At 70.9% G+C, this 25,046-nt stretch carries 24 protein-coding genes and 2 pseudogenes; 10 read left to right on the forward strand and 16 right to left on the reverse strand.

Annotation, left to right across the window (positions count from 1 at the left end; genetic code table 11):
• Positions 1-178: 178 nt before the first annotated feature.
• Complete coding sequence (locus M2266_RS20995) at positions 179-1,198, forward strand: polyprenyl synthetase family protein (RefSeq protein ID WP_277439580.1); 1,020 nt, start codon at positions 179-181, stop codon at positions 1,196-1,198.
• 16 nt (positions 1,199-1,214) lie between these two features.
• Here M2266_RS20995 and M2266_RS32395 read toward each other — a convergent pair whose 3' ends face one another.
• The 3 genes from M2266_RS32395 to M2266_RS21005 all read right to left on the reverse strand — a co-directional run bounded on the left by M2266_RS32395 (position 1,215) and on the right by M2266_RS21005 (position 2,504).
• A complete protein-coding gene (locus M2266_RS32395; RefSeq protein ID WP_346780916.1) occupies positions 1,215-1,700 on the reverse strand; it encodes a hypothetical protein in 486 nt (161 codons plus the stop codon).
• 79 nt (positions 1,701-1,779) lie between these two features.
• Entirely contained in the window at positions 1,780-1,989 is a 210-nt protein-coding gene (locus M2266_RS32400; protein ID WP_346780917.1) for a zf-HC2 domain-containing protein, read from the reverse strand.
• Entirely contained in the window at positions 1,986-2,504 is a 519-nt protein-coding gene (locus M2266_RS21005; RefSeq protein WP_277439581.1) for a sigma-70 family RNA polymerase sigma factor, read from the reverse strand. The genes M2266_RS32400 and M2266_RS21005 overlap by 4 nt, the downstream gene beginning before the upstream one ends.
• A gap of 324 nt (positions 2,505-2,828) precedes the next feature.
• On the opposite strand from M2266_RS21005, the gene M2266_RS21010 reads away from it, so the two are divergent.
• The 4 genes from M2266_RS21010 (at position 2,829) to M2266_RS21025 (ending at position 7,449) form a co-directional block, all read left to right on the forward strand.
• Positions 2,829-3,818 (forward strand): CHRD domain-containing protein, encoded by a 990-nt coding sequence (locus M2266_RS21010; protein ID WP_277439582.1) that lies wholly within the window; start codon positions 2,829-2,831, stop codon positions 3,816-3,818.
• A 426-nt stretch (positions 3,819-4,244) separates the two neighbouring features.
• A complete protein-coding gene (locus tag M2266_RS21015; protein ID WP_277441287.1) occupies positions 4,245-5,453 on the forward strand; it encodes a DUF2092 domain-containing protein in 1,209 nt (402 codons plus the stop codon).
• A 90-nt stretch (positions 5,454-5,543) separates the two neighbouring features.
• Positions 5,544-6,563 carry an ABC transporter ATP-binding protein gene (locus tag M2266_RS21020; protein WP_277439583.1) on the forward strand — a complete coding sequence of 340 codons (1,020 nt, stop codon included), beginning with the start codon at positions 5,544-5,546 and terminating at the stop codon, positions 6,561-6,563.
• Positions 6,550-7,449: an ABC transporter permease gene (locus tag M2266_RS21025; protein WP_277439584.1), complete on the forward strand. Its 900-nt coding sequence runs from the start codon at positions 6,550-6,552 to the stop codon at positions 7,447-7,449. Before M2266_RS21020 ends, M2266_RS21025 begins: the two co-directional genes overlap by 14 nt.
• A 34-nt stretch (positions 7,450-7,483) precedes the next feature.
• Here M2266_RS21025 and M2266_RS21030 read toward each other — a convergent pair whose 3' ends face one another.
• The 8 genes and pseudogenes from M2266_RS21030 to M2266_RS21065 all read right to left on the reverse strand — a co-directional run bounded on the left by M2266_RS21030 (position 7,484) and on the right by M2266_RS21065 (position 14,004).
• Complete coding sequence (locus M2266_RS21030; RefSeq protein ID WP_277439585.1) at positions 7,484-8,041, reverse strand: NAD(P)H-dependent oxidoreductase; 558 nt, start codon at positions 8,039-8,041, stop codon at positions 7,484-7,486.
• A gap of 319 nt (positions 8,042-8,360) precedes the next feature.
• Entirely contained in the window at positions 8,361-9,425 is a 1,065-nt protein-coding gene (locus tag M2266_RS21035) for a serine hydrolase domain-containing protein (protein WP_277439586.1), read from the reverse strand.
• Complete coding sequence (locus M2266_RS21040; RefSeq protein ID WP_346780918.1) at positions 9,422-10,432, reverse strand: hypothetical protein; 1,011 nt, start codon at positions 10,430-10,432, stop codon at positions 9,422-9,424. Before M2266_RS21040 ends, M2266_RS21035 begins: the two co-directional genes overlap by 4 nt.
• 8 nt (positions 10,433-10,440) lie before the next feature.
• Positions 10,441-11,238, reverse strand: a complete 798-nt coding sequence (locus M2266_RS21045; RefSeq protein ID WP_277439588.1) for a hypothetical protein — start codon at positions 11,236-11,238, stop codon at positions 10,441-10,443.
• Positions 11,235-11,429, reverse strand: a complete 195-nt coding sequence (locus M2266_RS21050; RefSeq protein WP_277439589.1) for a hypothetical protein — start codon at positions 11,427-11,429, stop codon at positions 11,235-11,237. The genes M2266_RS21045 and M2266_RS21050 overlap by 4 nt, the downstream gene beginning before the upstream one ends.
• A gap of 163 nt (positions 11,430-11,592) precedes the next feature.
• Positions 11,593-11,936 (reverse strand): annotated as a pseudogene (locus tag M2266_RS21055) (SAM-dependent methyltransferase); the annotation flags it as partial.
• A 135-nt stretch (positions 11,937-12,071) separates the two neighbouring features.
• Positions 12,072-13,022 carry an EamA family transporter RarD gene (rarD, locus tag M2266_RS21060; protein ID WP_277439590.1) on the reverse strand — a complete coding sequence of 317 codons (951 nt, stop codon included), beginning with the start codon at positions 13,020-13,022 and terminating at the stop codon, positions 12,072-12,074.
• A 124-nt stretch (positions 13,023-13,146) separates the two neighbouring features.
• Positions 13,147-14,004 carry an SDR family oxidoreductase gene (locus M2266_RS21065; protein WP_277439591.1) on the reverse strand — a complete coding sequence of 286 codons (858 nt, stop codon included), beginning with the start codon at positions 14,002-14,004 and terminating at the stop codon, positions 13,147-13,149.
• Between the two features lie 116 nt (positions 14,005-14,120).
• On the opposite strand from M2266_RS21065, the gene M2266_RS21070 reads away from it, so the two are divergent.
• Positions 14,121-14,546 (forward strand): helix-turn-helix domain-containing protein, encoded by a 426-nt coding sequence (locus M2266_RS21070; RefSeq protein ID WP_277439592.1) that lies wholly within the window; start codon positions 14,121-14,123, stop codon positions 14,544-14,546.
• 84 nt (positions 14,547-14,630) lie between these two features.
• Here M2266_RS21070 and M2266_RS21075 read toward each other — a convergent pair whose 3' ends face one another.
• The 5 genes and pseudogenes from M2266_RS21075 to M2266_RS21095 all read right to left on the reverse strand — a co-directional run.
• Positions 14,631-15,731, reverse strand: coding sequence for a 2-oxoacid:ferredoxin oxidoreductase subunit beta (locus M2266_RS21075; protein WP_277439593.1), 1,101 nt, complete (start codon positions 15,729-15,731; stop codon positions 14,631-14,633).
• The gene (locus tag M2266_RS21080) at positions 15,724-17,664 is read right to left on the reverse strand and encodes a 2-oxoacid:acceptor oxidoreductase subunit alpha (RefSeq protein WP_277439594.1); all 1,941 of its coding nucleotides are present in this window, start codon (positions 17,662-17,664) and stop codon (positions 15,724-15,726) included. The genes M2266_RS21075 and M2266_RS21080 overlap by 8 nt, the downstream gene beginning before the upstream one ends.
• A gap of 367 nt (positions 17,665-18,031) precedes the next feature.
• Positions 18,032-18,691 carry a response regulator transcription factor gene (locus tag M2266_RS21085; protein ID WP_277441288.1) on the reverse strand — a complete coding sequence of 220 codons (660 nt, stop codon included), beginning with the start codon at positions 18,689-18,691 and terminating at the stop codon, positions 18,032-18,034.
• A 174-nt stretch (positions 18,692-18,865) separates the two neighbouring features.
• Entirely contained in the window at positions 18,866-20,179 is a 1,314-nt protein-coding gene (locus M2266_RS21090; protein WP_277439595.1) for a sensor histidine kinase, read from the reverse strand.
• Positions 20,180-20,390: 211 nt separating this feature from the next.
• A pseudogene (locus M2266_RS21095) lies at positions 20,391-21,557 on the reverse strand (sensor domain-containing protein); the annotation flags it as partial.
• A 198-nt stretch (positions 21,558-21,755) separates the two neighbouring features.
• Here M2266_RS21095 and M2266_RS21100 point away from each other — a divergent pair.
• The 4 genes from M2266_RS21100 to nuoH are packed head-to-tail and all read left to right on the forward strand — an operon-like array spanning position 21,756 to position 25,019.
• Complete coding sequence (locus tag M2266_RS21100) at positions 21,756-22,124, forward strand: NADH-quinone oxidoreductase subunit A (protein WP_269273398.1); 369 nt, start codon at positions 21,756-21,758, stop codon at positions 22,122-22,124.
• Positions 22,115-22,765 carry an NADH-quinone oxidoreductase subunit B gene (locus M2266_RS21105; RefSeq protein ID WP_277439596.1) on the forward strand — a complete coding sequence of 217 codons (651 nt, stop codon included), beginning with the start codon at positions 22,115-22,117 and terminating at the stop codon, positions 22,763-22,765. The genes M2266_RS21100 and M2266_RS21105 overlap by 10 nt, the downstream gene beginning before the upstream one ends.
• Positions 22,762-24,060, forward strand: a complete 1,299-nt coding sequence (locus tag M2266_RS21110; protein WP_277439597.1) for an NADH-quinone oxidoreductase subunit C — start codon at positions 22,762-22,764, stop codon at positions 24,058-24,060. The genes M2266_RS21105 and M2266_RS21110 overlap by 4 nt, the downstream gene beginning before the upstream one ends.
• The gene (gene nuoH, locus M2266_RS21115) at positions 24,057-25,019 is read left to right on the forward strand and encodes an NADH-quinone oxidoreductase subunit NuoH (protein ID WP_277439598.1); all 963 of its coding nucleotides are present in this window, start codon (positions 24,057-24,059) and stop codon (positions 25,017-25,019) included. The genes M2266_RS21110 and nuoH overlap by 4 nt, the downstream gene beginning before the upstream one ends.
• Positions 25,020-25,046: the final 27 nt, after the last annotated feature.

The raw sequence follows: 25,046 nt of genomic DNA on the forward strand, positions 1-25,046 counted from the left end.
GCGCGACCCTCTCGGGGAGCGGGATTGAGACGTCTTCGGCCGAGGTCGCGCGGGGTGGATGACCTGTCCAGGCCATATAGGGGCGATGCCCCGGCAAAGATCGAGAGGGGACCGGCTACGCTGCCCGTGTAAGCAGTGCCGTCCCCAGGACGCCATCTCAGCGAATGGAGTACCCCTCGTGAACGTCGTCGGGCCGTTCGGGTTGAGTGTGCGGGACGAGGCTCTCGAAGCCGACGTCCAGGCCGGGCTGTTTGCCGTGGAGGAGGGCCTCCTGGAGGCCACCAAGAGCGACGTCCCCTTCATCGCCGGCGCCGCGCGCCATCTGCTGCGGGCGGGCGGCAAACGGTTCCGGCCGCTGCTGGTGATGCTGGGCGCCCAGTTCGGCGACCCGCACGCGCCCGGCGTCGTGCCTGCCGCGGTGGTTGTGGAGCTCACCCACCTCGCCACGCTGTACCACGACGACGTCATGGACGAGGCGGAAGTGCGCCGGGGCGTACCCAGCGCCAACTCCCGCTGGGACAACTCGGTGGCCGTCCTCACCGGAGACTTCCTGTTCGCCCGTGCCTCGCACATACTGGCCGACCTCGGCCCCGAGGCCGTCCGCGTCCAGTCCGAGGCCTTCGAGCGGCTGGTGACCGGCCAGATCCTGGAGACCGCGGGCCCGACCGACGGCCGTGACCCCGTCGACCACTACCTCGACGTCATCAGCGGCAAGAGCGGCTCGCTCGTCGCCGTCTCCTGCCGTTTCGGCGCCATGATGGCCGGCGCCGACGAGTCCGTCGTCGACATCCTCACCCAGTACGGCGAGCGCATCGGCACCGCCTTCCAGCTCGCCGACGACATCCTCGACATCGCCAGCGACAGCCACGAGTCGGGCAAGACCCCCGGCACCGACCTGCGGGAGGGCATCCCCACCCTCCCCGTGCTCCACCTGCGGAGCAAGGTCGCCGCGGCCAACGGCTCGGCCTCCGCCGCCGACCGCCACCTCGTCGACCTCCTCGCGGGCGACCTCACCGACGACCACCGGCACGCCGAGGCGCTGCGCCTGCTGCGGGCCCACCCGGCGCTGGAGCAGGCCCGCCGCGACACCGTCCGCTACGCCGACGAAGCGCGCGCCACCCTCGCGCCGCTCCCGGACTGCGCCGCCAAGCAGGCCCTGGAAGGCCTGTGCGACGCGGTCGTGTTCCGCGCGGGCTGATCCCTCCGCGGACGCGTCAGGCCGGGACGTCGACCAGCGCTTTGCCGTCCAGCGTGCGCACCTCGTAGTGGTCGACCTCGGCCGGCTGCAGGGCCGCGCCGCCGTGCAGGTAGAGCGGCGAACGCGCCGACTCGTGCGGGCTGTCCGGGATGCCGTACCCCCAGGGGCCGACCGCCCAGGTGGCCACGGTCTGCTGCTCCCCGCTGCGCCCGACGGCGACGAGGCTGCAGCGCAGCGGGCCCTTCAGATGGCCCAGCTCCAGGACGACGTGGCTGCCCCAGGCCGTCTTCTCGACGCCGATCGTGGCGGTGACCTGGGTGGCGGGGTCGGTGCCGGAGACCTTGTCGGAGGCCGGCATCAGCTGGAAGGCGGCCTTGGCGGGCCCGCCGTACTCCTCTTCCGCGACCGTCCCACCCGTCCCGCCCGTGCCGTCGGACGCCATCCGGACGGCGAGGAACGGCCCGCCGATGATCAGGACGGCGGCGGCCGCGACCAGGACCATCCGGCGCCGCCGCGTCCTGGCGCGGACCTCGGCGACCTCGTCGAGCAGCCTGAGGAGCAGGGCGTCGCCGGGACCGGCGTCATCCCGGGGGGCGAGGAGGGTGCCGGGGTCGGGATGGGCCGCCGCGTACTCGGCGAGCAGCGGTTCGATTCCCCGCGAGCTCGTCGAGTTCCCCCATGCAGGACGCGCAGCCGGCGAGATGCGTCTCGAACCGGGTGGCGTCCGCGTCGTCGAGCAGGCCGAGGGCGTACGCCCCCACGTCCGCGTGCTGCCCCTGCGGCGACGTCATGAGGTCGTCACTCCTCGTTCCTCGAGCGCGAGCTTGAGCGAGCGCAGCGCGTAGAAGATCCGCGACCGTACCGTTCCGGCGGGTACGCCCAGCACGGCGGCGGCGTCGTCGACCGAACGCCCGCGCAGATAGGTCTCGGCGAGCACCTGCCGGTGGGCGGTCGACAGGTCGGCCATCGCGTCGGAGATGGTCATCAGCCGGAGCACGTTGTCCAGCTCGTCATGGGCGGGCAACTGGTCCAGGGGACTCGGGTCGACCTCCCGGGGACGGGCCTGCCGGCTGCGGTGTCCGTCGATGACCAGTCGGCGTGCCACCGTCACGAGCCAGGGGCGGACGGATCCGGCGGCGCGCTCCAACTGCTCGCTGTTGCGCCAGGCGCGCAGCAGTGTCTCCTGTACGACGTCCTCGGCCCGGTGCCGGTCGCCGGCGACCAGCCGCAGTACGTAGGCGAGCAGGGGATTCGCGTGCTCGTTGTAGAGCGTCCGCATCAGCTCTTCGCTCGGTTCCGTGGCCACGGGCGCATCCTTCCGCACGGGATCCTTCAGGTCGAGACCGTCCCGGGAATGATCAACAGCGGAGCAACAGCAGCTCAACTGCGTTTCGACCAGGTAGCGTTCGCCATCCCGCCCGTTGTCCCGCGACAGAAATTTGTGATGTTCGCACAACGAGCATCCTCCGCCCGGCCCTTGTGCGATATACGCAACCCGCGCACGCCGCACTCAGGGTTCGAGGCGTGATTCTCACCGCAGTTCCGCGTTGAGCGGCGGCCGCCGAAGGATGCGTATGAACCCCTGAGACGCCGGGGCGTGGGGCACCGGCCACAGGGGAGGACTCGTTTCATGAACCGCATCAGGAGCCGCCGCACGGTGACCGCGCTCGCCGTCACCGCCGCCGCGGCCGCGGGTGGCGTCGCACTGGCCGTACTGCCCGCGGCGGCCGACGGGAACGCGACCGGGAACGCGACCGGGAACGCGACCCGGCACGCGGGGGCGACCGCCGACGGCGGGAAGGCCGTCTACTTCGCGGCGAGTCTGAACGGCGCCAACGAGGTGCCGGTGCCGGGCGGTCCCGCGGTGGGCGACCGGGACGGCAAGGCCGTGGAGTTCCTGAAGATCGAGGGCAACCAGGTCTCGTTCGCCATGCGATGGAAGGGCATCGCCCCACCCACCGCCGCGCACATCCACCAGGGTCCCGCCGGCGGCAACGGCGGGGTGAAGATCCCGTTCTTCGCCGAGAAGCTGCCCGGCAGCCTCTACTCGGTGACCGGCACGGTCACCGTCGACGACGCGAAGCTCCTCGCCGGCCTGCGCGCCGATCCGGGCGGCTTCTACGCCAACATCCACACCGCCGAGTTCCCGGGCGGCGCGGTCCGCGGCCGGCTGCACCAGCTCAGCTCGTCCATCGACTTCGCCAAGGCGCTCGCCGACCCGCGGGTGTCCGTGGTCAAGGGCCGGCAGATCTATGCCTGCACGAAGCAGCCGGACGGCGGTTTCGTGTTCACCCAGGACAACGTCGAGGCGCACCTCGAAGAGGGCATCGAACACTCCTTCGTGCAGCCCGCGGCCGGCCCGCCGCAGTGGGTCGCCCCCGACGGCAGCGCCGTCACCGGCACGGTCGTCAGCAGGACGCCGAACGGGGCGGGCAACATCGCCGAGCTCGACTTGCGGGCGACCCAGACCGGCGGGCGGGACGGCCTGCTCTCCGACACCCGGGAGATCCTGCGGCTCAACACCGTCGGCGGCGTGGCCCCGGCCGGCTCCTGCGACCCGTACAAGACGCCCAAGGTCGGTGTGGACTACCGGGCCGACTACCTCTTCGTCGGCAAGTGACGGCCGCGGGGGCGGGTGGGGGGCGCCCCCGCGGTGAACGGACCTGACTCCGGGCGGCCCTGAGGGGGAGGGCCGGCCGAAGTCGGGCCGATAAAAGGTGCGAATCGCCACGAGCAGGGCTCCTTCCCTCCTGCCGGCCGTGCACCGACCCGTGTACGCCCTCGGGGTTCGTCATCCCGGGGGCGTACACAGGGTTGCTCCCGGCGGCTGATGTGCCGGGCCTCCCGGTTTGGTGGGATTGGTATCACCACCTCAGGGGCGGATCGGGTGACAATGGACCCGAGAGGTGGACGAGTGCACCACATCGTGGCCGCCGCTGACGACGGAGGTAGGAACGCAATGGCACGGATCCAACCGGCGCAGGTTCCCCCAGTGGGAGACACCGGAAACACCGGAGAGGGCAGCGGGCCAGGTCGCCGCAAGGCGATGCGGTACGCGGTTCCTGTCGCGGTGGCGGGGGTGGCGGCGGCGACCATCAGCCTCGTCCCCGCGCTCGCCGACTCCGGCAACCCAGACCTGCCGAAGATCACGGCAGAGCAGCTGCTGACGAAGGTGGCCGCTTCCGACACCCAGACGATCTCGGGCTCGGTCAAGATCACCACCGACCTCGGACTGCCGTCCTTCCTCGGCGGCGTCACCGGCGGGGGCAGCCTCTTCGGCGGTGCGGGCGGGGACGACAGCGGCAAGGGCCGCAAGGGAAGCGGTTCGGCCGCCGACCCCAAGGCACAGCTCACCCAGCTGCTGGCCGGCAGCCACACGCTGCACGTGGCGGCCGACGGACCGGACAGGCAGCGCGTCTCCATCGTGGAGAAGGCCGCCGAGTACAGCCTCATCCACAACGGCGACCAGGTCTGGGCGTACGACAGCGCGTCCAACCAGGCGTACCACTCGACGCTGCCGAAGTCCGGCGGCAAGGCCGGTACGGACCACGCAAAGCAGCTGCCCGAGGACTTCCCGAGCACCCCCCGGGCCGCGGCCCAGCAGGCGCTCAAGGCGGCGGGCCCCAACACGTCCGTCTCCGTCGACGGCACGGCGAAGGTCGCCGGACGCAGCGCCTACCAGTTGCTCGTCCAGCCCAAGGGCGGTGACTCCACGGTCGGCACGATCCGTGTCGCGGTGGACGCGTCGACCGGGGTGCCGCTGAAGTTCACGCTGACGCCCAGGACCGGCGGCAAGGCCGCGATCGACATCGGCTTCACGAAGGTGGACTTCGGCAAGCCCGACGCCGGCACCTTCCGGTTCACCCCGCCCAAGGGCACCAAGGTGACGGAGGACAAGGCGGGCGAGGCCGCGCTGAACGACAAGGCGGACCACAACGGGACGTCCGGCCTCGAAGGACTCCAGGGGCTGAACATCCTGGGTGCGGACTGGAACTCCATCGCCGAGATCAAGGTGCCCAAGGGCGCCCTGTCCGGCTCCGACTCCGGATCGTCGTCCGAGCGGCGCGGCCGGAACGACAAGAACGTGCAGGGGCTGATCGACAGCTTCGGCAAGCACGTCACCGGGAAGTTCGGGTCCGGCACGGTCTTCTCCACCCGCCTCGTCAACGCTCTGATCACCGACAACGGCACCGTGTACGTCGGTGCCGTCAACCAGGACGCGCTGCTGAAGGCCGCCGACGCGGCCGCCAAGTAGCCCCGTCGACCTCGCTGTCCGCCCGGCCGTGTCACCGGCCGGGCGGGCTCTTGTCCCTGAGCGTGCTTGTCCCTGTGCAGAGGAAGTGCGATGGAAGAGCCGTCCGCCGCGGTCGAGGCCGAGCCCGTGATCGAGGCCGTGATCGAGACCCGCGGTCTGACGAAGCGGTATCGGGGGACGCTCGCCGTGGACGGCCTGGACCTGCGGGTGCCGCGCGGCAGCGTCTTCGGTTTCCTCGGGCCCAACGGTTCGGGCAAGACGACCACCATCCGGATGCTGGTGGGCCTGATCGAGCCGACGGCCGGGACGGCCCGGGTGCTGGGCCGCCCGATGCCGCGCGCGGGGCGCGCGGTGCTCCCGAAGGTCGGCGCGCTGATCGAGGGGCCGGCTCTGTACGGGTTCCTGTCCGGCCGGGACAACCTGGTGCGGTACGACTCCGCCGATCCCACCGCGGATCCCGGCACCCGCGCCGACCGGGTCGGGAACGCGCTCGACCGGGTCGGCCTGGCGGCCGCCGCGAACAAGAAGGCGCGGGCGTACTCGCTCGGGATGAAGCAGCGGCTCGGCCTCGCGTCCGCGCTGCTGCAACCGCGCGAGCTGCTGGTGCTGGACGAGCCGACGAACGGCCTCGACCCGCAGGGCATGCGGGAGATCCGTTCCCTGGTCAGGGAGTTGGCGGCCGACGGCACGACCGTCTTCCTCTCCTCGCACCTGCTCGACGAGATCGAGCAGGTGTGCTCGCACGTCGCCGTGATGGCGCGCGGCCGGCTCATCACCCAGGGGACCGTCGCGGAACTGGCGGCCGGCACCCGCGGCCGGCTCGCGGTGACGACACCCGACCCGGCGGACGCCGTACGGATTCTCAAGGAGCACGGCGTGACGGATCTGATCGTCCTGGACGACAGGGTCACCGGCGAACTGCCGGCCGACCCGCCCGACGCGGGGGAGCCGGGCGGACCGGGGGAGCCAGGGGGACTCTTGGATCTCGCGGACCTCAACGCGGCCCTGGTGGCCGCGGGGGTGCGGGTCCGCGGCTTCGGGGTCGAACGGGCCTCGTTGGAGGACGCGTTCGTGGCACTGACCGGGGAGGGCTTCGATGTCGCGGGTTGAGACCGCAGCGGTCACCGTCGCCCGTCCGCGGAGCAGCGCCCTCTGGACGCTGGGGTTGTTCCGCAGTGAGCTGACCATCGTCTTCCGCCGCTGGCGGGCGCTGGCGCTGCTGGCGGTGCTCGCGGCCGTCCCGCTCCTGGTCGGGATCGCGGTGAAGATCGAGACGCGGAACGGCGGTTCGGCGGGCGGGGGCGACGGCGGGGGAGAGGGCGCCGGTCCCGCGTTCATCTCGCAGGTCAGCAACAACGGCCTGTTCCTGAGCTTCGCCTCGCTCGCCGCGACCCTGCCGGTCTTCCTCCCCATGGCGGTCGGCGTGATCGCCGGTGACTCGATCGCGGGCGAGGCGAACGCCGGCACGCTGCGCTATCTGCTGGTGGCTCCGGCCGGGCGGACCCGGCTGCTGCTCGCCAAGTTCACCGCCATTGCCGTCTTCTGCGCGGTGGCGACCCTGGTCGTGGCAGGCGCGGCACTGGCGGTCGGCGCGGCACTCTTCCCGCTCGGGGACGTGACGCTGCTGTCGGGCACGACCATCTCGTTCTCCGACGGCCTGGTGCGGGCCCTGATGATCGCGGTGCTCGTCTCGGCCTCCCTATGGGGCGTCGCCGCGATCGGCCTGTTCATCTCGACGCTCACCAACAGCGGTATCGGTGCGATGGCGGCGACGGTGGGCCTGGTGGTCACCGTGCAGATCGTGGACTCGATCCCCCAGCTGCACGTGGTCCAGCCGTACCTCTTCCCGCACTACTGGCTGAGCTTCGCGGATGTGCTGCGGGAGCCGGTCTACTGGGACGACATCCTCAGCAATCTCGGCCTGCAGGCCCTGTACGTGGCGGTGTTCGGGTCCGCCGCCTGGGCGCGGTTCACCGCGCGTGACATCAGCGCGTGAAGGAGGCCGCTCCGTGCGGCCGCACGAAGTACCGTCAGCCCGCGAAGAATCCTTTCGCCCGGCTCAGCGCCGCGGTGTCGTTCCGTATGTCCCCGGGCCGGGTGCCGTGGCCCGTCAACACACCGCCCCACTCCATCTGCAGGTAGTTCGCCGTCTTCCGCAGGGTGCCCACGAGGGCGTCGGCGTCGGCGACATCGCGCCCCGCCAGGGCCGTGACGCCCCAGAGCTTCCGTCCGGCCATGCGGGGCTTGAAGTCCACGCCCGGGGCGCGCATCCAGCCGGACCAGTGGTCGAGGTACCGCTTGGTGGCGGTGGAGACGCTGTACCAGTACAGCGGCGAGGCGATCACGAGGTCGGTCGCGCCCAGGGTGGCGTCGAGCAGGACCTCGGCGTGGCCGGTGGGCGCGGGATAGCTGCCGTCGCCTTCGTGGCGCAGGTCCTCGAAGTCGGGGAGCGGCAGTTCCGCCAGCCGCAGCCATCGCTGCTCGGCGCCCGTGGGCAGTTGCTCCGCGGCGTGCCGCGCCAGGAGTTCGGTGTTGCCGTCCGCGCGAGCGCTGCCGAGCAGGAAGAGGAACGAGCGTTGAGTGTGCATACGCATTTATTGCATGCGCATGTAATTATCGTCAAGAGGGATTTGGGGGGAGGGGGGTTGGGTTGCGGCCCGCAGATGCTGTCACCTGCGGGCCGCTGAACGTGACCCTGCCGCTGTGGCGCGGTGGTCTTCGCGATGGCCCGGAGTCGGCGGACTGGACAGGTTGTGATCGATCGCCCTGGCGGCGCGTCCTTTTCGTACATGCTAGTGGGATGTACCAGACATTTGTCACCAATTGCCATGTCGCGGATGACGGTATCCGGTTGACGGCCACTCGCCTGGCTCAGCACGCCGTGCCTGCCGGAATCCGCTGCGGGAGTCAGCCGGTCCGCGGCGTCGCCAGCGAGCGCAGGGCGTCGTAGGCGCGCTGGATGAACGTGCTGCGCATCGTCGGACTGGTGTTGGTCAGCGCGACGAGCGCCACGCCCGCCTGCGGGCTGAAGCCGGCGAAGGACAGGAAACCGCAGGTGCCGCCGGAGTGGTGGTACAGATCGTGGCCGGGGCCCGGCTGGATGTTCCAGACCAGTCCGAGCCGCCGGGTGCCGCGCGGGACGACGAGTCGGGGGCGGATCACGTCGGCGAGCCCCGCCCGCAAGAACGGATCCGGCGCCGTGCCGGGGTCGATCAGGGCGTCCAGCAGCCGGAGCAGATCCCGCCCGCTGGAGCGCGCCGCCCCCGCCCCGGGCAGGCCCGGGATCCGCCAGGCCGGGCGGGCCCGGCCGTGCCGGTAGCCGGTGGCCTGCGGGAGGTCGGCGGCGCAGTCCGTCCGGTGCAGGCCGAGGGGGCGCAACACCTGTGCGGTGAGAGCGCGTTCGTAGCCGCACGTCTGGTGGGTGGCGGGTGGGCTGTCCGTCTCCTCGGCGGCAGGTGCCAGCAGGTGCCCGAGCAGGCCGACGCCGAAGTTGGAGTAGCGCACCCGGGAGCCGGGCTCGAAGCGCGGGCGGGTGCGCCGCACGGCACGCAGCAGGTCGTCGGGCGAGAACGCGGCGTAGGGGTTGCTCAGCCAGTGCGCGCGGCCGGAGGCCACCAATCCGGGCGGCAGCCGGGGCAGTCCCGACGTGTGGGTGGCCAGGTGCAGCAGCGTCATGGGCGCGCCGCGGACGCGCGGACCGGCCCCGGGCGGCAGGAACCGCGAGACGGGGTCGTCGTAGGCGACCTTCCCGCAGGCCACCTGCCGCGCGAACAGCAGGGCCGTCAGGACCTTGGTGAGCGAGCCGATCTCGAACCGGGTGTCGGCGTCGACCGGTTCGCCGCCGAGGTGCGTGGTACGTCCTTCGGTGAGGAACGCCCGCTCGTCACCGAGCCGCAGGGCGACGACGGTGCCACTGGCTCCGGCGCGGTCGGCGAGCAGCGGGGCGGCCGCGTCCGCCGCCCACCGCGTCACGGCCGGGCCGCGGCGCCGCCGGGACCGCCGCCGGGGCCATCGTGGGGATCGCCGCCGAGACCGTTGTGGGGGCCGCCGTCGGGAGGGCTGTCGTCGTGCGTGCTGCCGTCGAGGGCCCGGGAGACCGTCAGGGTCCCGGCGATCGCCGCGACGACCGCCGTGTGCTGCTGGTCCGCGAATCGGTACTCGATGTCGTCGGAGACGGGGGCGGTGTCCCGTGGTACCAGTCCGTCCTCGTGCTGGATGGAGGCCATCAGCTCCCACGCCGCCGGATCGGTGTACGGCTCCTTCAGGCAACTGCCGACGATCATCAACTCGCCCAGCAGGTCCCACTCGCCGACCTCGGCCCAGATGTCGATCCAGGCCGGGAGCCACGCGGCGAGGTACTCACCGATGTCGTCGGGGAGGTCATCCGGCACACGGCCCCAGTCGGTCACGTGGAAGACCGTGTGCGTCATGTTGTAGCCGGTGATCCAGTCGACGAGCCAGGGCTCGGGCGCGTTCGCCAGCCAGGTGGCGCCGATCAACTCCGCCCAGTCGCCCGCCCGTCCGGTGCCGCCGAGACCCGCCACACGGGTCGCGTTGGCGACGGCCAGGGAGCGGTTGGGCAGGTGCTCCACGCCGCGCACCGACCGCAGTGCCGAGACGTGTTCGAGCAGTCGGCGCATCGGCTCGTGGTGGTGGCCGCCGCGGACGAAGTGCGCGTACGTCTCCAGCGAGTCCGTCATGAGCGGGAAGCGCAGCAGGCGCGCGTAGAGCAGGCCGCCCTCGTCGAACTGTCCCCAGGCGTGGTCCAGCATCTCCTGGGACATCCGCAGTCCGTTCGCGCCGGCCACGTCCTCGCGCAGCACCAGCGAGGACGCGAGCGCCACTTCGCCGAGCGCCTTGTAGGCGCCGGGGGGATCGGTGATGTCGGTGCCGATGTCCTCCGGCAGGGCGCCGCGCCGGTGGTGTTCGTGCAGCCAGCCCAGCGCCTTCTCACTCACCTGGTGGGCGGTTGCCGTCACCGACGCCGTCATACGGGCTCCAGTCCGAGAAGTTTGCCGGCGATCGCGGTGTCGAGGGCGAGCCGGGATCCGCTGCCGAGCATCCGCAGATGCCCGACGAGGGGGGCGGGGTCGAGCGGCAGGGCCACGCCCTCGTGCTGGAGCAGCGCCAGCCACCGGGCGATCCGCGCCGCCGTCGGGTAGTCGCGCCGCATCAGCGACCGCGTCGCGCCCCGGGCGAGCGCCAACGGCGCCCGGCGGGCCGCCGCGTGCACCGGCCCCTCGAGTCCGGGGAGGGCCAGCGAGGACAACTGCCCCATCCGCACGGACCATTCGGCCCACCCGAGGTCGCGCGCGGGCCCGGGGGAGGGCGCCTCGGCGGGGCGGAGCCCGACGCGCCGCGCGAGCAGCGGAGCCTCGGACGGCTGTGCGGCGTACAGCGACAGCACTTCGGCCGCCGCGCCCTCCGCGGCGAAGCGCTCCAGCATCGACGCGGTGGCCCAGTCGCGCCAAGCCATCACCCACGGCTCGGCGGGCCCTGCGGGCGGCGACTGCGGAACGGTTTCGGGGGGCGGGAAGACGGTGAAGGAGCGCGCCACGACTTCCGCGTCCAGAGGGTGCAGCGCGGTGCCGGTGAGCAGGTGGGGGGCGAAGGTGTCGGCGCCGACGACCCGGACGGCGGCCAGCGCCGCCGCATCGTCCTCGGCACTGTCGACGTGTGCGGCGACCATGGCCGTGCCCCCGGCGCCCCGAAGGGCGTCGAGGGCACTACGAGCCAGGTCGGCCGCCGAGTCGGCGTACGCCGTCCGCGACCGATCGGAGCTCACTTGTCCTTCGGCTCCTTCGGCAGGGAGGGCGAAAGCAGGAGCCCCAACAGGAGGAGGCCGGTGCCGCTGCCGGAAGCCTGCGGCGAGTAGACCGGAGCGTCGCTCACGGTCGTCTCGGGCTCCACCGTCGCGTAGCCGAGGGCTTCGAGATCCGGTGCCTTGATGGGTGAGTGCAATGTCTGAGCAAGCATGGAAGCCTCCTCAATAGACGTCATCACCGCTACCGGCGATGCTCAACACCCTTACCGTACGCAGAGAATAGGACCTTTGCACCATTTGCCACTTATGTCGCAATAAGGGCCGCTGTGGGATGCGTGATGGGTGGCGTGGGTGTAACGCACCACTTCAACAGCACTATGTTTTGCGCGCTTCGATCTGGAAACGCGAGGTATGAGCGATAAAAGAACCTTCTACCCGGATCTGCCCGTCCAATGCCTTCGGCTCCGCCCGATATCGCTCGACGGTGAACCCGGGAACCATCCAGATCACTTTCCGGAGGAAATAGACCACGGCGCCGACGTCGTGGAATTCAGTGCGCAATTTCTCCGTGCGCAGATCCCGGGTCTCCCACCCGGCGGCCTCGGCCGCCATCCGTGCGTCGTCCGGATGGCGCCCCCGCCGTACCTCGTCCGGCAGTGCCCCGGAAAGTATTCGACGAGCTCGAAGACGCTCGCGGGGCCGACCTGCTGGGAGAAGTACGAGACAGGAGAAGTACCACCCGTCCACGGATACGGCTTCCGCCTCGGCCACCAGCTCCGCATGCCCCGACCCTGACACCGCCCCCCACCCCGGGCCACCGCATTTCCGCACGCGCCCCGGCGGCGCGGGGCAGGTCAGGCCGGGGCCGCGGACTGTGCGGTGACCGCTGCTGCCGCGGCGTCGCGGGCGGCGGTGCGGGTGCGGTGGGCGTTGTGGAGGGCGTCCCAGGTGAGGAGGGCGAGGGCGGCCCAGACGAGGCCGAAGCCGGCCCAGCGTTCGGGCGGCATGGCTTCGTGGAAGTAGACCAGCCCGAGAAGGAACTGGAAGACCGGGGCGAGGTACTGCAGGAGCCCGATGGTGCTCAGGGGCAGGCGGATGGCGGCGGCGCCGAAGGCGACGAGGGGGCCGGCGGTGACGAGGCCGCACATCATGAGGAGAGTGGCGTGGCCGGGGCCGTCGGCGGTGAAGGTGGCGTCGCCCCGGGCGCCGAGGAAGATCAGGTAACCCAGGGCGGGCAGGAACTGCACGGAGGTCTCGGCGGCCAGTGACTCCAGGCCGCCCATGCCGACCTTCTTCTTGATGTAGCCGTACGTGGCGAACGAGAAGGCGAGCGTGAGGGCGATCCACGGCAGCCGTCCGTAACCGATGGCCAGCACGAGGACGGCGGCGACGCCGATCCCGACGGCGGTCCACTGCAGCGGCCGCAGGCGCTCGCGCAGGACCAGCACGCCGATGGCGATGGTGACCAGCGGGTTGATGAAGTAGCCGAGTGAGGTCTCGACGACGTGCCCGGAGTTGACGCCCCAGATGTACAGGCCCCAGTTCACCGAGACGACGGCGGCGGCGACCGCCAGCAGGCCGAGCCGCTTGGGCTGCCGCAGCAGCTCGGGTATCCAGGCCCAGCGGCGCATGACCAGCAGGATCACCGCGACGACGGCGAGCGACCAGACCATCCGGTGGGCGAGGATCTCCAGTGCTCCGGCGGGTTGGAGAAGCGGCCAGAAGAGCGGGAACGCGCCCCAGAGTCCGTAGGCGGCGAACCCGTAGGCGAGGCCCGCGCGGTGTTCGTTCACTGGTTGCGACAACGGATGCTCCTCCGGCAGATGCCCATGCGTCGAAGGTAGCGCCGTCGAGCCCCGCGTGTCATGGCCGTATCGCTTAACGGTCGTGACACGGGGGGCTTAACAGAGAGTGGAGCCCGGCGGGGCCTCAGGCCTTCAGTGCCTCGGCGACCGTCGCCGCCAACGGCGTGGTCGGGCGGCCGGTCAGCCGGGCCAGGTCGCCGGTGGTGACGGCGAGCCGGCCGCGCGATATCGCGTCGTCCACGTCGGCGAAGACCACGGCGAAGTCCGCGGGCATGCCCGCGCCCGTCAGCAGTGCGCGGAAGTCCTCGGCGGGCAGGTCGGTGTAGACGACCTCGCGGCCGGTCTGCCGCGCGACCTCGGCGGCGTACTCGGGCAGGGACCAGGCGACGTCGCCGCTCAGCTCGTAGGCGATGTTCTCGTGGCCCTCCCCGGCCAGGACGACCGCGGCGGCGGCCGCGTAGTCCCGGCGGGCGGCGGAGGCGACCCGGCCCTCGCGGGCGCTGCCGACGACGGCGCCGTGCTCCAGCACCGTGGCGAGCTGGCTCGTGTAGTTCTCGGTGTACCAGCCGTTGCGCAGGAACGTGTACGGGAGCCCGGACGCGAGGATAAGGTCCTCCGTCTCGCGGTGGGCGGAGGCGAGCAGGAAGTCGGCGTCGGGGCCGCCGAGCACGCCGGTGTAGACGAGCCGCGCAACCCCGGCCTCCTTGGCGGCGTCGATCACCGCGGCGTGCTGCGCCACCCGGCTCTGCAGGTCGTTGCTGGAGATCAGCAGCACCGTGTCCGCGGGGTGGAAGGCGTCCTTGAGCGTCGCCGGGCTGCTGTAGTCGGCGATCCGCAGCTCGACGCCGCGGGCGGCGAGGTCGGCGGCCTTGTCCGCGTCGCGGACCACGGCGGCGACGCGGTCGGCCGGCACGCGCTCCAGCAGCTCTTCGATGACGAGGCGGCCGAGCTGTCCGGTGGCTCCGGTGACAACGATGCTCATGGTGAGGGCTCCTGTAATGACGGCTTCACGGGCGACTGCGCCGCAATGGCTTATGCACTCACCCTAGGGGCTGCACTAACTAGTCGTAAGTACCCACTTTGAAGTAAGGTACTGGTATGAGCGTAAGTATCGAGCCCAGTGCCCTGCAGCAGCTGATCGCCACCGCGCCCCCGCGAGAGGTCCCCGACGTCTTCTCGGCGGACTGCCCCTCGCGCCTGGTCCTGGAGCACGTCACCAGCCGCTGGGGCGTGCTCGTCCTCGCCGCGCTGATCGACGGGACGCGCCGGTTCAGCGAGCTGCGCCGGCAGGTCGGCGGGGTGAGCGAGAAGATGCTCGCCCAGACGCTGCAGGCGCTGGAACGGGATGGCTTCGTGCACCGCGAGGCGTACCCCGTGATTCCGCCGCGCGTGGAGTACTCCCTCACTCCGCTCGGCGAGGGCGCCGCGCGCCGCGTCTGGGAACTGGCCCGCTGGATCGGCGGCTCACTGCCTGACGTGTTCGAGGCGCGCGAGACGTACGACGCCGCGCACGGAACACGGTGACGCGCTGACGTTGCCCTCAACGACGATGCCCGCACGGGGAGCTTCCCGTGCGGGCATCGGTGCCGTCGTGCCGTCGTGCGGGCGTCAGCCGACGACCGTCCAGGTGTCCTGGCCGGCGAGCAGTGCGGCGAGGTCGCCCTTGCCTTTCTCCTCGACGGCGCGTTCCAGTTGGTCGGACATGTCGGCGTCGTAGACCGGGCGTTCGACGCTGCGCAGCACCCCGATGGGGGTGTGGTGCAGGGTGTCGGCGTCGGCGATACGGGACAGGGCGAACGCGGTGGTGGGCGACGCGGCGTGGGAGTCGTGGACGAGCACCCCTGCCGTCCCTTGCACGGTCACGTCGATCACCTTGAGTTCGCCGGTGGCCGCGTCCCTGATGACGCCCTTGGAGCCCAGTCCGTCCTCGGCCGGGGCTCCGAACCGGATCGGCTGACCGTGTTCGAGGCGGATCAGGGCGTCCTGGGCGGTCTGTTGGTCCTTGAGCGCGTCGAAGGCGCCGTCGTTGAAGATGTTGCAGTTCTGGTAGATCTCCACCAGTGCGGTGCCCGGGTGGGCGGCGGCCTCGCGCAGCACGGACTGCAGGTGCTTGCGGTCGGAGTCGATGGTGCGCGCCACGAAGCTCGCCTCGGCGCCGATGGCGAGCGAGACGGGGTTGAACGGTGCGTCCAGCGAGCCCATCGGGGTCGACTTGGTGATCTTGCCGACCTCGGAGGTGGGCGAGTACTGACCTTTCGTCAGGCCGTAGATCCGGTTGTTGAACAGCAGGATCTTGAGGTTGACGTTGCGGCGCAGCGCGTGGATGAGGTGGTTGCCCCCGATGGAGAGCGCGTCCCCGTCGCCGGTGACCACCCAGACGCTCAAGTCCCGCCGGGAGGAGGCGAGTCCGGTGGCGATGGCCGGGGCGCGGCCGTGGATGGAGTGCATTCCGTAGGTGTTCATGTAGTACGGGAAGCGCGACGAGCAGCCGATGCCCGAGACGAACACCACGTTCTCGCGTGCGATGCCCAACTCGGGCATGAAGGACTGGACGGCGGCCAGGACCGCGTAGTCACCGCATCCCGGGCACCAGCGCACCTCCTGGTCCGTCTTGAAGTCCTTCATCGACTGCTTGGTCTCGGACTTGGGGACCAATGACAGCGCCGGAAGCCCCGGCGTGGGGTGGTCGGTGATGGTTGCCTCAGACATCTGCGCCCTCCTCCATGATGGCGTGAGCGAGCTGTTCGGCCTTGAACGGCAGACCGGTGACCTGGTTGTACGAGCGGGCGTCCACCAGGTACTTCGCCCGCAGCAGGTGGGCGAGCTGTCCGAGGTTCATCTCGGGGACCACCACCTTGTCGTAACGCCGCAGAACCTCTCCGAGATTCCTCGGGAACGGGTTGAGGTGGCGCAGATGGGCCTGCGCGACCCGGCCGCCGCCGGCCCGGATCCGCCGTACCGCGGCGGCGATCGGGCCGTACGTCGAGCCCCAGCCGATGACGAGGGTGCGGGCGTGCGGCTCTCCGTCGACGACGCTCGGGTCGTCGACCTCCAGGTCCGGTACGTCGATCCCGTCGATCTTGGCCTGGCGGGTGCGGACCATGAGGTCGTGGTTGGCCGGGTCGTAGGAGATGTGGCCCGTGCCGTCCTGCTTCTCGATGCCGCCGATGCGGTGTTCGAGACCGGGTGTGCCGGGTACCGCCCAGGGGCGGGCCAGCGTCTGCGGATCGCGCTTGTACGGCCAGAACACCTCGTCGCCGTTGTCCAGCGTGTGGTTCGGCCCGGTGGCGAACTGCACCCGCAGGTCGGGGAGTTCGTCGATCTCGGGGATCCGCCACGGCTCGCTGCCGTTGGCCAGGTAGCCGTCGGACAGCAGAAACACCGGGGTCCGGTAGGCCAAAGCGATCCGGGCCGCCTCGATCGCGGCGTCGAAGCAGTCGGCGGCGGTGGCCGGCGCCACGATCGGTACCGGCGCCTCACCGTTGCGCCCGTACATCGCCTGCAGCAGGTCCGCCTGCTCGGTCTTGGTCGGCAGGCCCGTCGACGGGCCACCGCGCTGAATCGCCACCACCAGCAGCGGCAACTCCAACGACACCGCCAGCCCGATCGTCTCCGACTTCAACGCCACACCCGGCCCCGACGTCGTCGTCACCGCCAGCGCCCCACCGAACGCCGCACCCAGAGCGGCCCCGATCGCCGCGATCTCATCCTCGGCCTGGAACGTGCGCACACCGAAGTTCTTGTGCCGGCTCAGTTCATGCAGGATGTCGGAGGCCGGCGTGATCGGGTACGAGCCCAGGTACAGCGGCAGATCGGCCTGCCGGCTCGCGGCGACCAGACCGTACGACAACGCCAGATTCCCCGAGATGTTGCGGTACGTGCCCGCCCGGAAAGCGGCGGACGCCGGGGCGATCTCATAGGAGACCGCGAAGTCCTCGGTGGTCTCCCCGAAGTTCCACCCCGCCCGAAAGGCCGTGATGTTCGCCTCGGCGATGTCCGGCTTCTTCGCGAACTTCGTGCGCAGGAACTTCTCGGTGCCCTCGGTCGGCCGGTGGTACATCCACGACAGCAGGCCCAGCGCGAACATGTTCTTCGCCCGCTCCGCGTCCTTGCGCGCCAGCCCCGAGTCCTTCAAGGCCTCCACCGTCAAGCTCGTCAGCGGCACCGGATGGACCGCGTACGCCTCCAGCGACCCGTCCTCCAGCGGGCTGGCCGCGTAACCGACCTTCGTCATCGCCCGCTTGGTGAACTCGTCCGTATTGACGATGACCTCCGCACCGCGCGGCAGATCGGCGATATTCGCCTTCAGCGCGGCCGGGTTCATCGCGACGAGCACGTTAGGGGCGTCACCCGGAGTGAGGATGTCGTGGTCGGCGAAGTGCAGCTGAAAACTCGACACCCCCGGCAGGGTCCCCGCGGGCGCCCGGATCTCGGCCGGGAAATTCGGCAACGTCGAGAGGTCGTTGCCGAACGACGCCGTCTCCGAAGTGAAGCGGTCCCCGGTGAGCTGCATACCGTCACCCGAGTCCCCGGCGAACCGGATGATCACCCGGTCCAGCCGTTGCACCTCTTTGGCCGGTCTGCGCTGCTCACCGAGCAGCGGCGGTTGTCCTAGGGCTGGGCTGCTGACCTGGCTGGTCACTGAATCGGACCTCCTTCGAGGCGGCGGCTCACGGACACGGTCATGACCGTTGATCCCACGTACATCGTACGGAGGCAAGGGTCACGTTCCCGGGGTTTGGGCGCATCCTGAACGTCGCGCTGAGCTTCCTGTTTGCCGTGTTTCATCACGGTTCAATCGCCCCCCGAAGCCCTCACTCGTATGACGCTGTCGTGTGGTATCTCAGTTCTACGACCGCGCGCATGAGTGGGACTCAATGCCAGTGCGTGCTGCTCCGTATCGGTGTGTGGTGCGTCCTGCCGGTGTGTGGTGCGCCAGGTCGCGTAGGTGGGGGGTCCCGCGTGATGCGTGGTGCGTTCGCAACCTCCAATGACACACTGTCAGAGGATTACGAGTTCAGGTAGGTGAGCACGGCCAGCACCCGGCGGTGGTCCCCGCCGCTCGGCGCCAGCCCGAGCTTCAGGAAGATGTTGCTCACGTGCTTCTCCACCGCGCCGTCGCTCACCACGAGCTGGGCGGCGACCGCGGAGTTCGTCCTGCCCTCGGCCATCAGGCCCAGTACCTCGCGCTCGCGCGGAGTGAGCCCCGCCAGGACGTCCTGCTTCCGGCTCCGGCCCAGCAGCTGCGCCACGACCTCGGGGTCCAGGGCCGTACCGCCCTGGGCCACCCGGACCACGGCGTCCACGAACTCGCGGACCTCCGCCACCCGGTCCTTGAGCAGATAGCCGACCCCGCGGCTACTGCCCGCCAGCAGTTCCGTCGCGTACTGCTCCTCGACGTACTGCGACAGCACCAGGACGCCGACCCCCGGATGCTCCCGGCGCAGCTGAACGGCGGCCCGGACGCCTTCGTCCGTATGGGTGGGCGGCATCCTGACGTCCGCCACCACCACGTCGGGGAGTTCGCCCTCGTCCGCCATCTCCTTGATGACCTTGATCAACGCGACCGCGTCGCCCACTCCCGCGACGACGTCATGGCCCCGGTCGGTCAGCAACCGGGTCAGGCCCTCCCGAAGCAGTACCGAATCCTCGGCGATGACGACCCGCACCCTGTCTCCCACGTTTTCCAGCCCCCCACGTTCGATGTGACACCCCAGCATTCCAGCAACCGGACCCGGGATGGGGAGCCGACCGCACCCAATCGCCGGACCGACCCGATTTTCGGGCCGGTCCGGCGATCGGGTGCGTGGGTGGTCGCTGGTTGTCAGAGGGGTGGGTGCGGCTCACACCCGCCAGGGCAGTTCGGCCGTGATGCGGGTCGGCCCGCCGGCCGGGGAGTCGACGGCCAGCACCCCGTCGACGGCGTCGAGCCGCTCCATCAGCCCCGCCAGCCCGGAGCCGGCCGTGGTGTCGACACCGCCGACGCCGTTGTCGAAGACGTAGAGCATCATCCGGTCCGCGGAGCGCCAGATGTCGACCTGGGCCTTGGACGCCCCGCTGTGCTTGCTGATGTTCTGCAGCAGCTCGGAGACGGTGAAGTACGCGATGCCCTCGATCGCGGGCACCGGGCGGGCCGGTAGGTCCACGGTCACGCTCACCGGCACCGTGCAGCGCGCGGCCACCGCCGACAGGGCCGGGCCGAGACCGCGGTCGGTGAGGATCGCGGGGTGGATGCCGCGGGCCAGGTCGCGCAGCTCCTGCAGCGCGATCTTCACCTCGCCGTGCGCCTCGCCCACCATGACCGCCGCGGCCTGCGGGTCCTCCAGCAGCTTCTCCTTGGCCAGGCCGAGGTCCATCGCCAGGGCGACGAGCCGGGCCTGCGCCCCGTCGTGCAGATCGCGTTCGATGCGCCGCAGGTCGGCGGCCGCATGGTCCACGACCACCCCGCGGTCGGACTCCAGCTCGGTGACGCGGGTCGCCAGCTTCGACGGGCCGAGCAGCCCCGACACCAGCGCACGGTCGACGTGCGCCATGCCGCGGATCGCCCAGGGGGTGACGATGACGAAGACCAGGCCGACGGAGGAGGCGAGCACCATGTCGCCCGCGGTGTGCAGGTACCAGCCGCCGCCGTGCTCGTCGCCGTACAGCTGCAGTCCCGACTGGCCGAGGTAGGCGGGGAAGATCCAGCGCCACAGCGGATAGGTCAGGAAGCCCCAGCCGTAGAAGAAGAACGTCAACGCGATGGAGAAGCTGAAGACCGCCCAGGGGAAGTGCAGGAAGCAGTAGAGGGCGTGCCGCCAGGCGACACCGCTCTTGAGCTGGGCGCCGAGCCACGGCATGAAGCCCTTCTTGGCGGCCCGGACGGGACCCGGCTCCGGCACGTCGTGACGCAGCAGCCCGCGGGCCCGTGCGCGCTCGATGACACCGATGCCCCGGCAGCCCGCCAGACCCGCCGCGAGTACCGGCAGGCCGAGGAAGGTGATGAGGAGGCCGGCACCCAGGGACAGCATGGTCACCACGTAGGTGAAGGCGAGGATGCCCATGGGCAGGTTCAGCAACAGGTAGCCGAACTCACGCCAGGTCCTCGCCTCGAACGGCGCGCGCAGCACCGCTGGGAAACGGTGTTCGCGCGTTGCCGGCGAAAAATCGTAGGCCATGATTCCGTCCGTCCTCTGGTTTTTGCTCCCTTATGACATACAGCCTGGTCGAACGGCGCTCCCCCGCCCATGGTGCGGATCGGCGTGTTCGGGAGGGGGATATCCCTACCTCGCGAGGGGGCTCTACCTTGCGAGGGGTTGTCTCGCGAGGGGGCTCTACCTCGTGAGGTGGGCCCTGGCGGGGGTTCCCGGACCGCGGTGGCGCCTGTTCGCGGTCGCGCCAGGGGAGTTCGGCGGTGATGGTCGTCGGGCCGCCCTCGGGGGAGTCCACGACGAGCAGGCCGTCGACGGAGTCGAGGCGCTCGGTGAGCCCGGCCAGCCCCGTACCGCCCGAGGTACCGGCGCCGCCGTTCCCGTCGTCCCTGACCTGGATCATCAGCCGCTCCTGCGAACGCCACAGGTCGACACTGGCGGTGCGCGCCCCGCTGTGCTTGCTGATGTTCTGCAGCAGCTCGGAGACGGTGAAGTAGGCGATGCCCTCGATCGCCGCCGCGGGCCGGGCCGTCAGGTCGACACCGACCTGGACCGGCACCGTGCAGCGCGCGGCGACCGACGACAGCGCGGCGTTCAGGCCGCGGTCGGTGAGGATCGCGGGATGGATGCCGCGGGCGAGATCACGCAGCTCCTGCAGCGCGATCTTCACCTCACCGTGCGCCTCGCCCACCATCTTGGCCGCCGCCTCCGGGTCCTCCAGCAGCTTCTCCTTGGCCAGGCCGAGGTCCATCGCCAGGGCGACGAGCCGGGCTTGCGCCCCGTCGTGCAGATCGCGTTCGATGCGTCGCAGGTCGGCCGCCGCGTGGTCCACGACGACCCCGCGGTCGGACTCCAGCTCGGCGATCCGCCGCTCCAGCTCGTCCGAGGGCTGCAGCAGCCCCCGCACCATCAGCCGGTCCACGGTGCTGAGCCCGCGCGCGATGTAGCCGAGCGCGGGCCAGGCGACGAAGAGCGAGACGAGGGTGAGGGTGAAGGTGAGGATGCCCCAGGGCAGCCGGATGGCGAAGTACAGCGCGTGCCGCCAGGCGACCGGGTCCTTCAGCGTCGCCCACAGCCACGGCAGGAAGCCGAAGGTGCTCGGCCGCATCGGCCGGGGGTCGTCGATCACCACACCCAGCAGCTCCCGGGCGCGCGCCCGCTCGAGCCTGCCGAGCAGCCGGCAGCCGACGAGGCCGCCCGCGAGCAGCGGCAGTCCGATCACTGTGACCGACAGCCCGAGGCCGATCGCCAGCATCGTGACGACGAACACGAAGCCGATGATCACGATCGGCAGATTCAGCAGCAGATACCCGACTTCCTTCCAGGTCGCAGCGCCGTACGCGAGCCGCGGTGGCGGCAGCGGGGCGGGTTCGGCGGAGGTCGGGACGGCAGGACTCGGGCTCATGGTCCCAGCCTGCCGGTACGGGCGGCCGGAGCGCCATGGGGTTCGTGGGGCAGGACAAGGTGGGGTTAACCCCCCTGACGAGTGCACGCCCGCTTCCCAGGCTCAAGCCAGGGCCTAGACTCCCTCCGTATAGATCAGTTAAAGATCCACAGATCCGCTGGGATAGCTGGACTACGAGGGAACGAGGGGCGGACAGACGTGGACTACTTCCACGGCTACTCGGTCGTCGGCCTGGTCGCGGTGGTCGGGGTGCTCTTCGTGGCCGTGGCCTTCGGCGCCGGGCGGCTTTTGCGGCCGGTCGTGCCGACGCAGGAAAAAATGCTCACGTACGAATGCGGGGTCGACCCCGTCGGCGAGGGCTGGGCGCACACCCAGATCCGTTACTACGTGTACTCGTTCCTTTATGTGATCTTCGCGGTGGACGCGATCTTCCTGTTCCCGTGGGCGACCGTCTTCGCCGCACCCGGGTTCGGCGCCGCCACGCTGGTGGAGATGTTCGTCTTCATCGGCTTCCTGGCCGTCGGCCTGCTCTACGCCTGGAAGAAGGGCGTCCTCGAATGGACGTGACCCCTGCGGTGCCCGCTGCGAATGCCCCGGACGTTTCCGGGCCGGACGGGAGCGAGGTCCAGTACCTGCCGGAGCCACGCCGGCTGGGCACGCTCGCCCGGCTCGCGCCGGAGCCGATGAAGGTGATCCTGAACTGGGGCCGCCGCTACAGCCTGTGGGTCTTCAACTTCGGGCTCGCGTGCTGCGCGATCGAGTTCATCGCCGCGTCGATGGCCCGGCACGACTTCATCCGGCTCGGCGTCATCCCGTTCGCGCCCGGCCCCCGGCAGGCGGACCTGATGATCGTCTCCGGCACCGTCACGGACAAGATGGCCCCGGCCGTCCGGCGGCTCTACGAGCAGATGCCCGAGCCGAAGTACGTCATCTCCTTCGGCGCCTGCTCCAACTGCGGGGGCCCGTACTGGGACTCGTACTCCGTCACCAAGGGCGTCGACCAGATCATTCCCGTCGACGTCTACGTCCCCGGTTGCCCGCCGCGGCCCGAGGCGCTGCTCCAGGGGATCCTCAAGCTCCAGGAGAAGATCGCCCGCGAGTCGCTCGCCGACCGCTACGCCACCGGTTCCGCGGCCCGCCCGAGTGCGGCGGCCCTGAGCAGCAAACTGATCGCCGCGCCGCCGACGCCGGGGGAGGACCCGCGATGACGACTCCGGAACCGGATGGGGAGCCGGGCGCGGACGCCGGCGCTGGGCCGAACGCCGTCGAGCCGGGCCCCGTCGCCGCCGAGCCGGCCGTCGGGTGGCTGCCGGCTGCCGCGTCGGAGGTCTTCGGGGCCGAGGCGACGGCGACGGAGGCCTTCGGCCTGCTGACCGTGGACGTTCCGGTCGGGTCGTGGATCGCCGCGCTGGAGATCGCCAGGGACAAGCTCGGCTGCACCTACTTCGACTGGCTGAGCGCCGTCGACGAGGCCGCCGCCGGCTTCCGGGTGTGCGCGCACCTCGTGTCGCTGCCCGGCGCCGCGGCCGACGGCCGTGGGGTGCGGCGCCTGCTCGTACGCACCACCGTCCCGCACGCGGCCGCCGCGCTGCCCACCGCCACGGACGTCTTCGCGGGCGCCGGCTGGCACGAGCGCGAGACCCACGAAATGTTCGGCATCGACTTCACCGGCCACCCGCATCTGGTGCCGCTACTGCTCCCCGACGAGTTCGAGGGCCACCCGCTGCGCAAGGACTTCGTCCTCGCCGCCCGCGTCGCCAAGGCGTGGCCCGGCGCCAAGGAGCCGGGCGAGTCGGAGCACGGCGGCCCCAAGCGCCGGACGATGCTCCCGCCGGGCGTCCCGGACCCGAACGAATGGGGCCCCCTCAAGGGCCAACTCCCCCCGGCCCCGGTCCGTGCGGCCCGCACCCCCCGCCCGGCGGGTGCCGCGGGCGCTGCGCGCGGTGCGGGTGCCGGGGCGGCCGCGGGTGCCGGGGCGGCCGCCGAGCGCCCCGCCCGCCGCGCCCGCCCGACAACCGGCCGGCCCGACGCTCCCTGGCAGCAGCCAGAAGCAACGGGCGCCCCGGCGGTGGAGCGGGCGCCCGCGGAACCCGCGCCTCCCGCGGAAGCGACGGAACCCGCTGGACCGGTTGAACCCACGGAACCCGCGCCTCCCGTGGCAGCGACGGAACCCGCTGAACCGGTTGAACCCACGGAACCCGCGCCTCCCGTGGCAGCGACGGAACCGGCTGAACCCACGGAACCTGCTGAACCCGCGGAACCGGCTGAACCCGCTGAACCGGTTGAACCCACGGAACCCGCGCCTCCCGTGGCAGCGACGGAACCGGCTGAACCCGCGGAACCGGCTGAACCCGCTGAACCCGCGGAACCCGCTGAACCCGCGGAACCGGCTGAACCGGCTGAACCCGCTGAACCGGCTGAACCCGCGGAACCGGCTGAACCCGCGGAACCCGCCCCGAAGAACCCCGAGAACCCCGACCCCGAGGGAGGCCAGACCCGGTGAACGACATCCTCGATGTCGCGCTGCGGCTCGTCGCCGTTCTCGTCGTCTTCCTTACTTTTCCGCTGATCATCGGGCAGGCCGAGCACAAGGTGATGGCCCACATGCAGGGCCGTCTCGGGCCGATGTACGCGGGCGGCTTCCACGGGTGGGCCCAGTTGGTCGCCGACGGGGTGAAGTTCGCGCAGAAGGAGGACATCGTCCCGGCCGACGCCGACCGGCGGATCTTCCAGTTGGCGCCCGCGGTCGCGCTGCTGCCGTACCTCCTGGTGCTGATCGCCATCCCGGTCGGCCCGAACGGCTTCGTGGGACAGGCCGTCGACGCGGGCCTGTTCTTCGTGCTCGCGGTGATGGGCGTCGGGGTCCTGGGGTCGCTGATGGCCGGCTGGGCGTCGGCCAACAAGTTCTCGCTGCTCGGCGGGTTGCGTACCGCCGCCCAGCTGATGGCCTACGAACTGCCGATGCTGCTGGCCGCGGCCTCCGTCGCGATGGCGGCGGGCACGCTCTCGCTGCCCGGGATCGTCGACGCGTACCAGTGGTGGTGGACGCCGTGGCAGATCGTCGGCGCGCTCGTCTTCTTCATCGCGGGGCTGGCCGAACTGCAGCGTCCACCGTTCGACATGCCGGTCGCCGACTCGGAGATCATCTTCGGCGCGTACACCGAGTACACGGGCCTGCGCTTCGCGCTCTTCCTGCTCGCGGAGTACGCCGGCATCGTCGTCCTGTGCGGGCTCACCACCGTGCTGTTCCTCGGCGGCTGGCACGGTCCGTGGGCCGACAGCGTCGGCTGGGTGTGGACGCTGCTCAAGACCGCGGTGCTCGCCTTCGTCGTCATCTGGCTCCGGGTCACCTACCCGCGCCTGCGCGAGGACCAGCTGCAGAAACTCGCCTGGACTGTCCTCATTCCGCTCGCCTTGGCGCAGATCGCGCTCACCGGCGTCGTCAAGGTGGTGATCTCCTAGTGGCCCGCCCGTCTCCCACCCCCGCCC

This window comes from Streptomyces sp. SPB162, assembly GCF_029504575.1.
In the GTDB taxonomy this organism is placed as follows: Bacteria; Actinomycetota; Actinomycetes; order Streptomycetales; family Streptomycetaceae; genus Actinacidiphila.

Excerpts from the sequence above, each read along its gene's own strand:
- M2266_RS21015 (WP_277441287.1), top strand. The coding sequence starts at position 4,245 with ATGCGGTACGCGGTTCCTGTCGCGGTGGCGGGGGTGGCGGCGGCGACC.
- M2266_RS21025 (WP_277439584.1), top strand. The coding sequence starts at position 6,550 with ATGTCGCGGGTTGAGACCGCAGCGGTCACCGTCGCCCGTCCGCGGAGC.
- M2266_RS21105 (WP_277439596.1), top strand. The coding sequence starts at position 22,115 with ATGGACGTGACCCCTGCGGTGCCCGCTGCGAATGCCCCGGACGTTTCC.
- M2266_RS21020 (WP_277439583.1), top strand. The coding sequence starts at position 5,544 with ATGGAAGAGCCGTCCGCCGCGGTCGAGGCCGAGCCCGTGATCGAGGCC.
- M2266_RS21075 (WP_277439593.1), bottom strand. The coding sequence starts at position 15,731 with ATGTCTGAGGCAACCATCACCGACCACCCCACGCCGGGGCTTCCGGCG.
- M2266_RS21010 (WP_277439582.1), top strand. The coding sequence starts at position 2,829 with ATGAACCGCATCAGGAGCCGCCGCACGGTGACCGCGCTCGCCGTCACC.
- M2266_RS32395 (WP_346780916.1), bottom strand. The coding sequence starts at position 1,700 with ATGGTCCTGGTCGCGGCCGCCGCCGTCCTGATCATCGGCGGGCCGTTC.
- M2266_RS32400 (WP_346780917.1), bottom strand. The coding sequence starts at position 1,989 with ATGACGTCGCCGCAGGGGCAGCACGCGGACGTGGGGGCGTACGCCCTC.
- M2266_RS21110 (WP_277439597.1), top strand. The coding sequence starts at position 22,762 with ATGACGACTCCGGAACCGGATGGGGAGCCGGGCGCGGACGCCGGCGCT.
- M2266_RS21030 (WP_277439585.1), bottom strand. The coding sequence starts at position 8,041 with ATGCACACTCAACGCTCGTTCCTCTTCCTGCTCGGCAGCGCTCGCGCG.
- M2266_RS21050 (WP_277439589.1), bottom strand. The coding sequence starts at position 11,429 with ATGCTTGCTCAGACATTGCACTCACCCATCAAGGCACCGGATCTCGAA.
- M2266_RS21090 (WP_277439595.1), bottom strand. The coding sequence starts at position 20,179 with ATGGCCTACGATTTTTCGCCGGCAACGCGCGAACACCGTTTCCCAGCG.
- M2266_RS21065 (WP_277439591.1), bottom strand. The coding sequence starts at position 14,004 with ATGAGCATCGTTGTCACCGGAGCCACCGGACAGCTCGGCCGCCTCGTC.
- M2266_RS21070 (WP_277439592.1), top strand. The coding sequence starts at position 14,121 with ATGAGCGTAAGTATCGAGCCCAGTGCCCTGCAGCAGCTGATCGCCACC.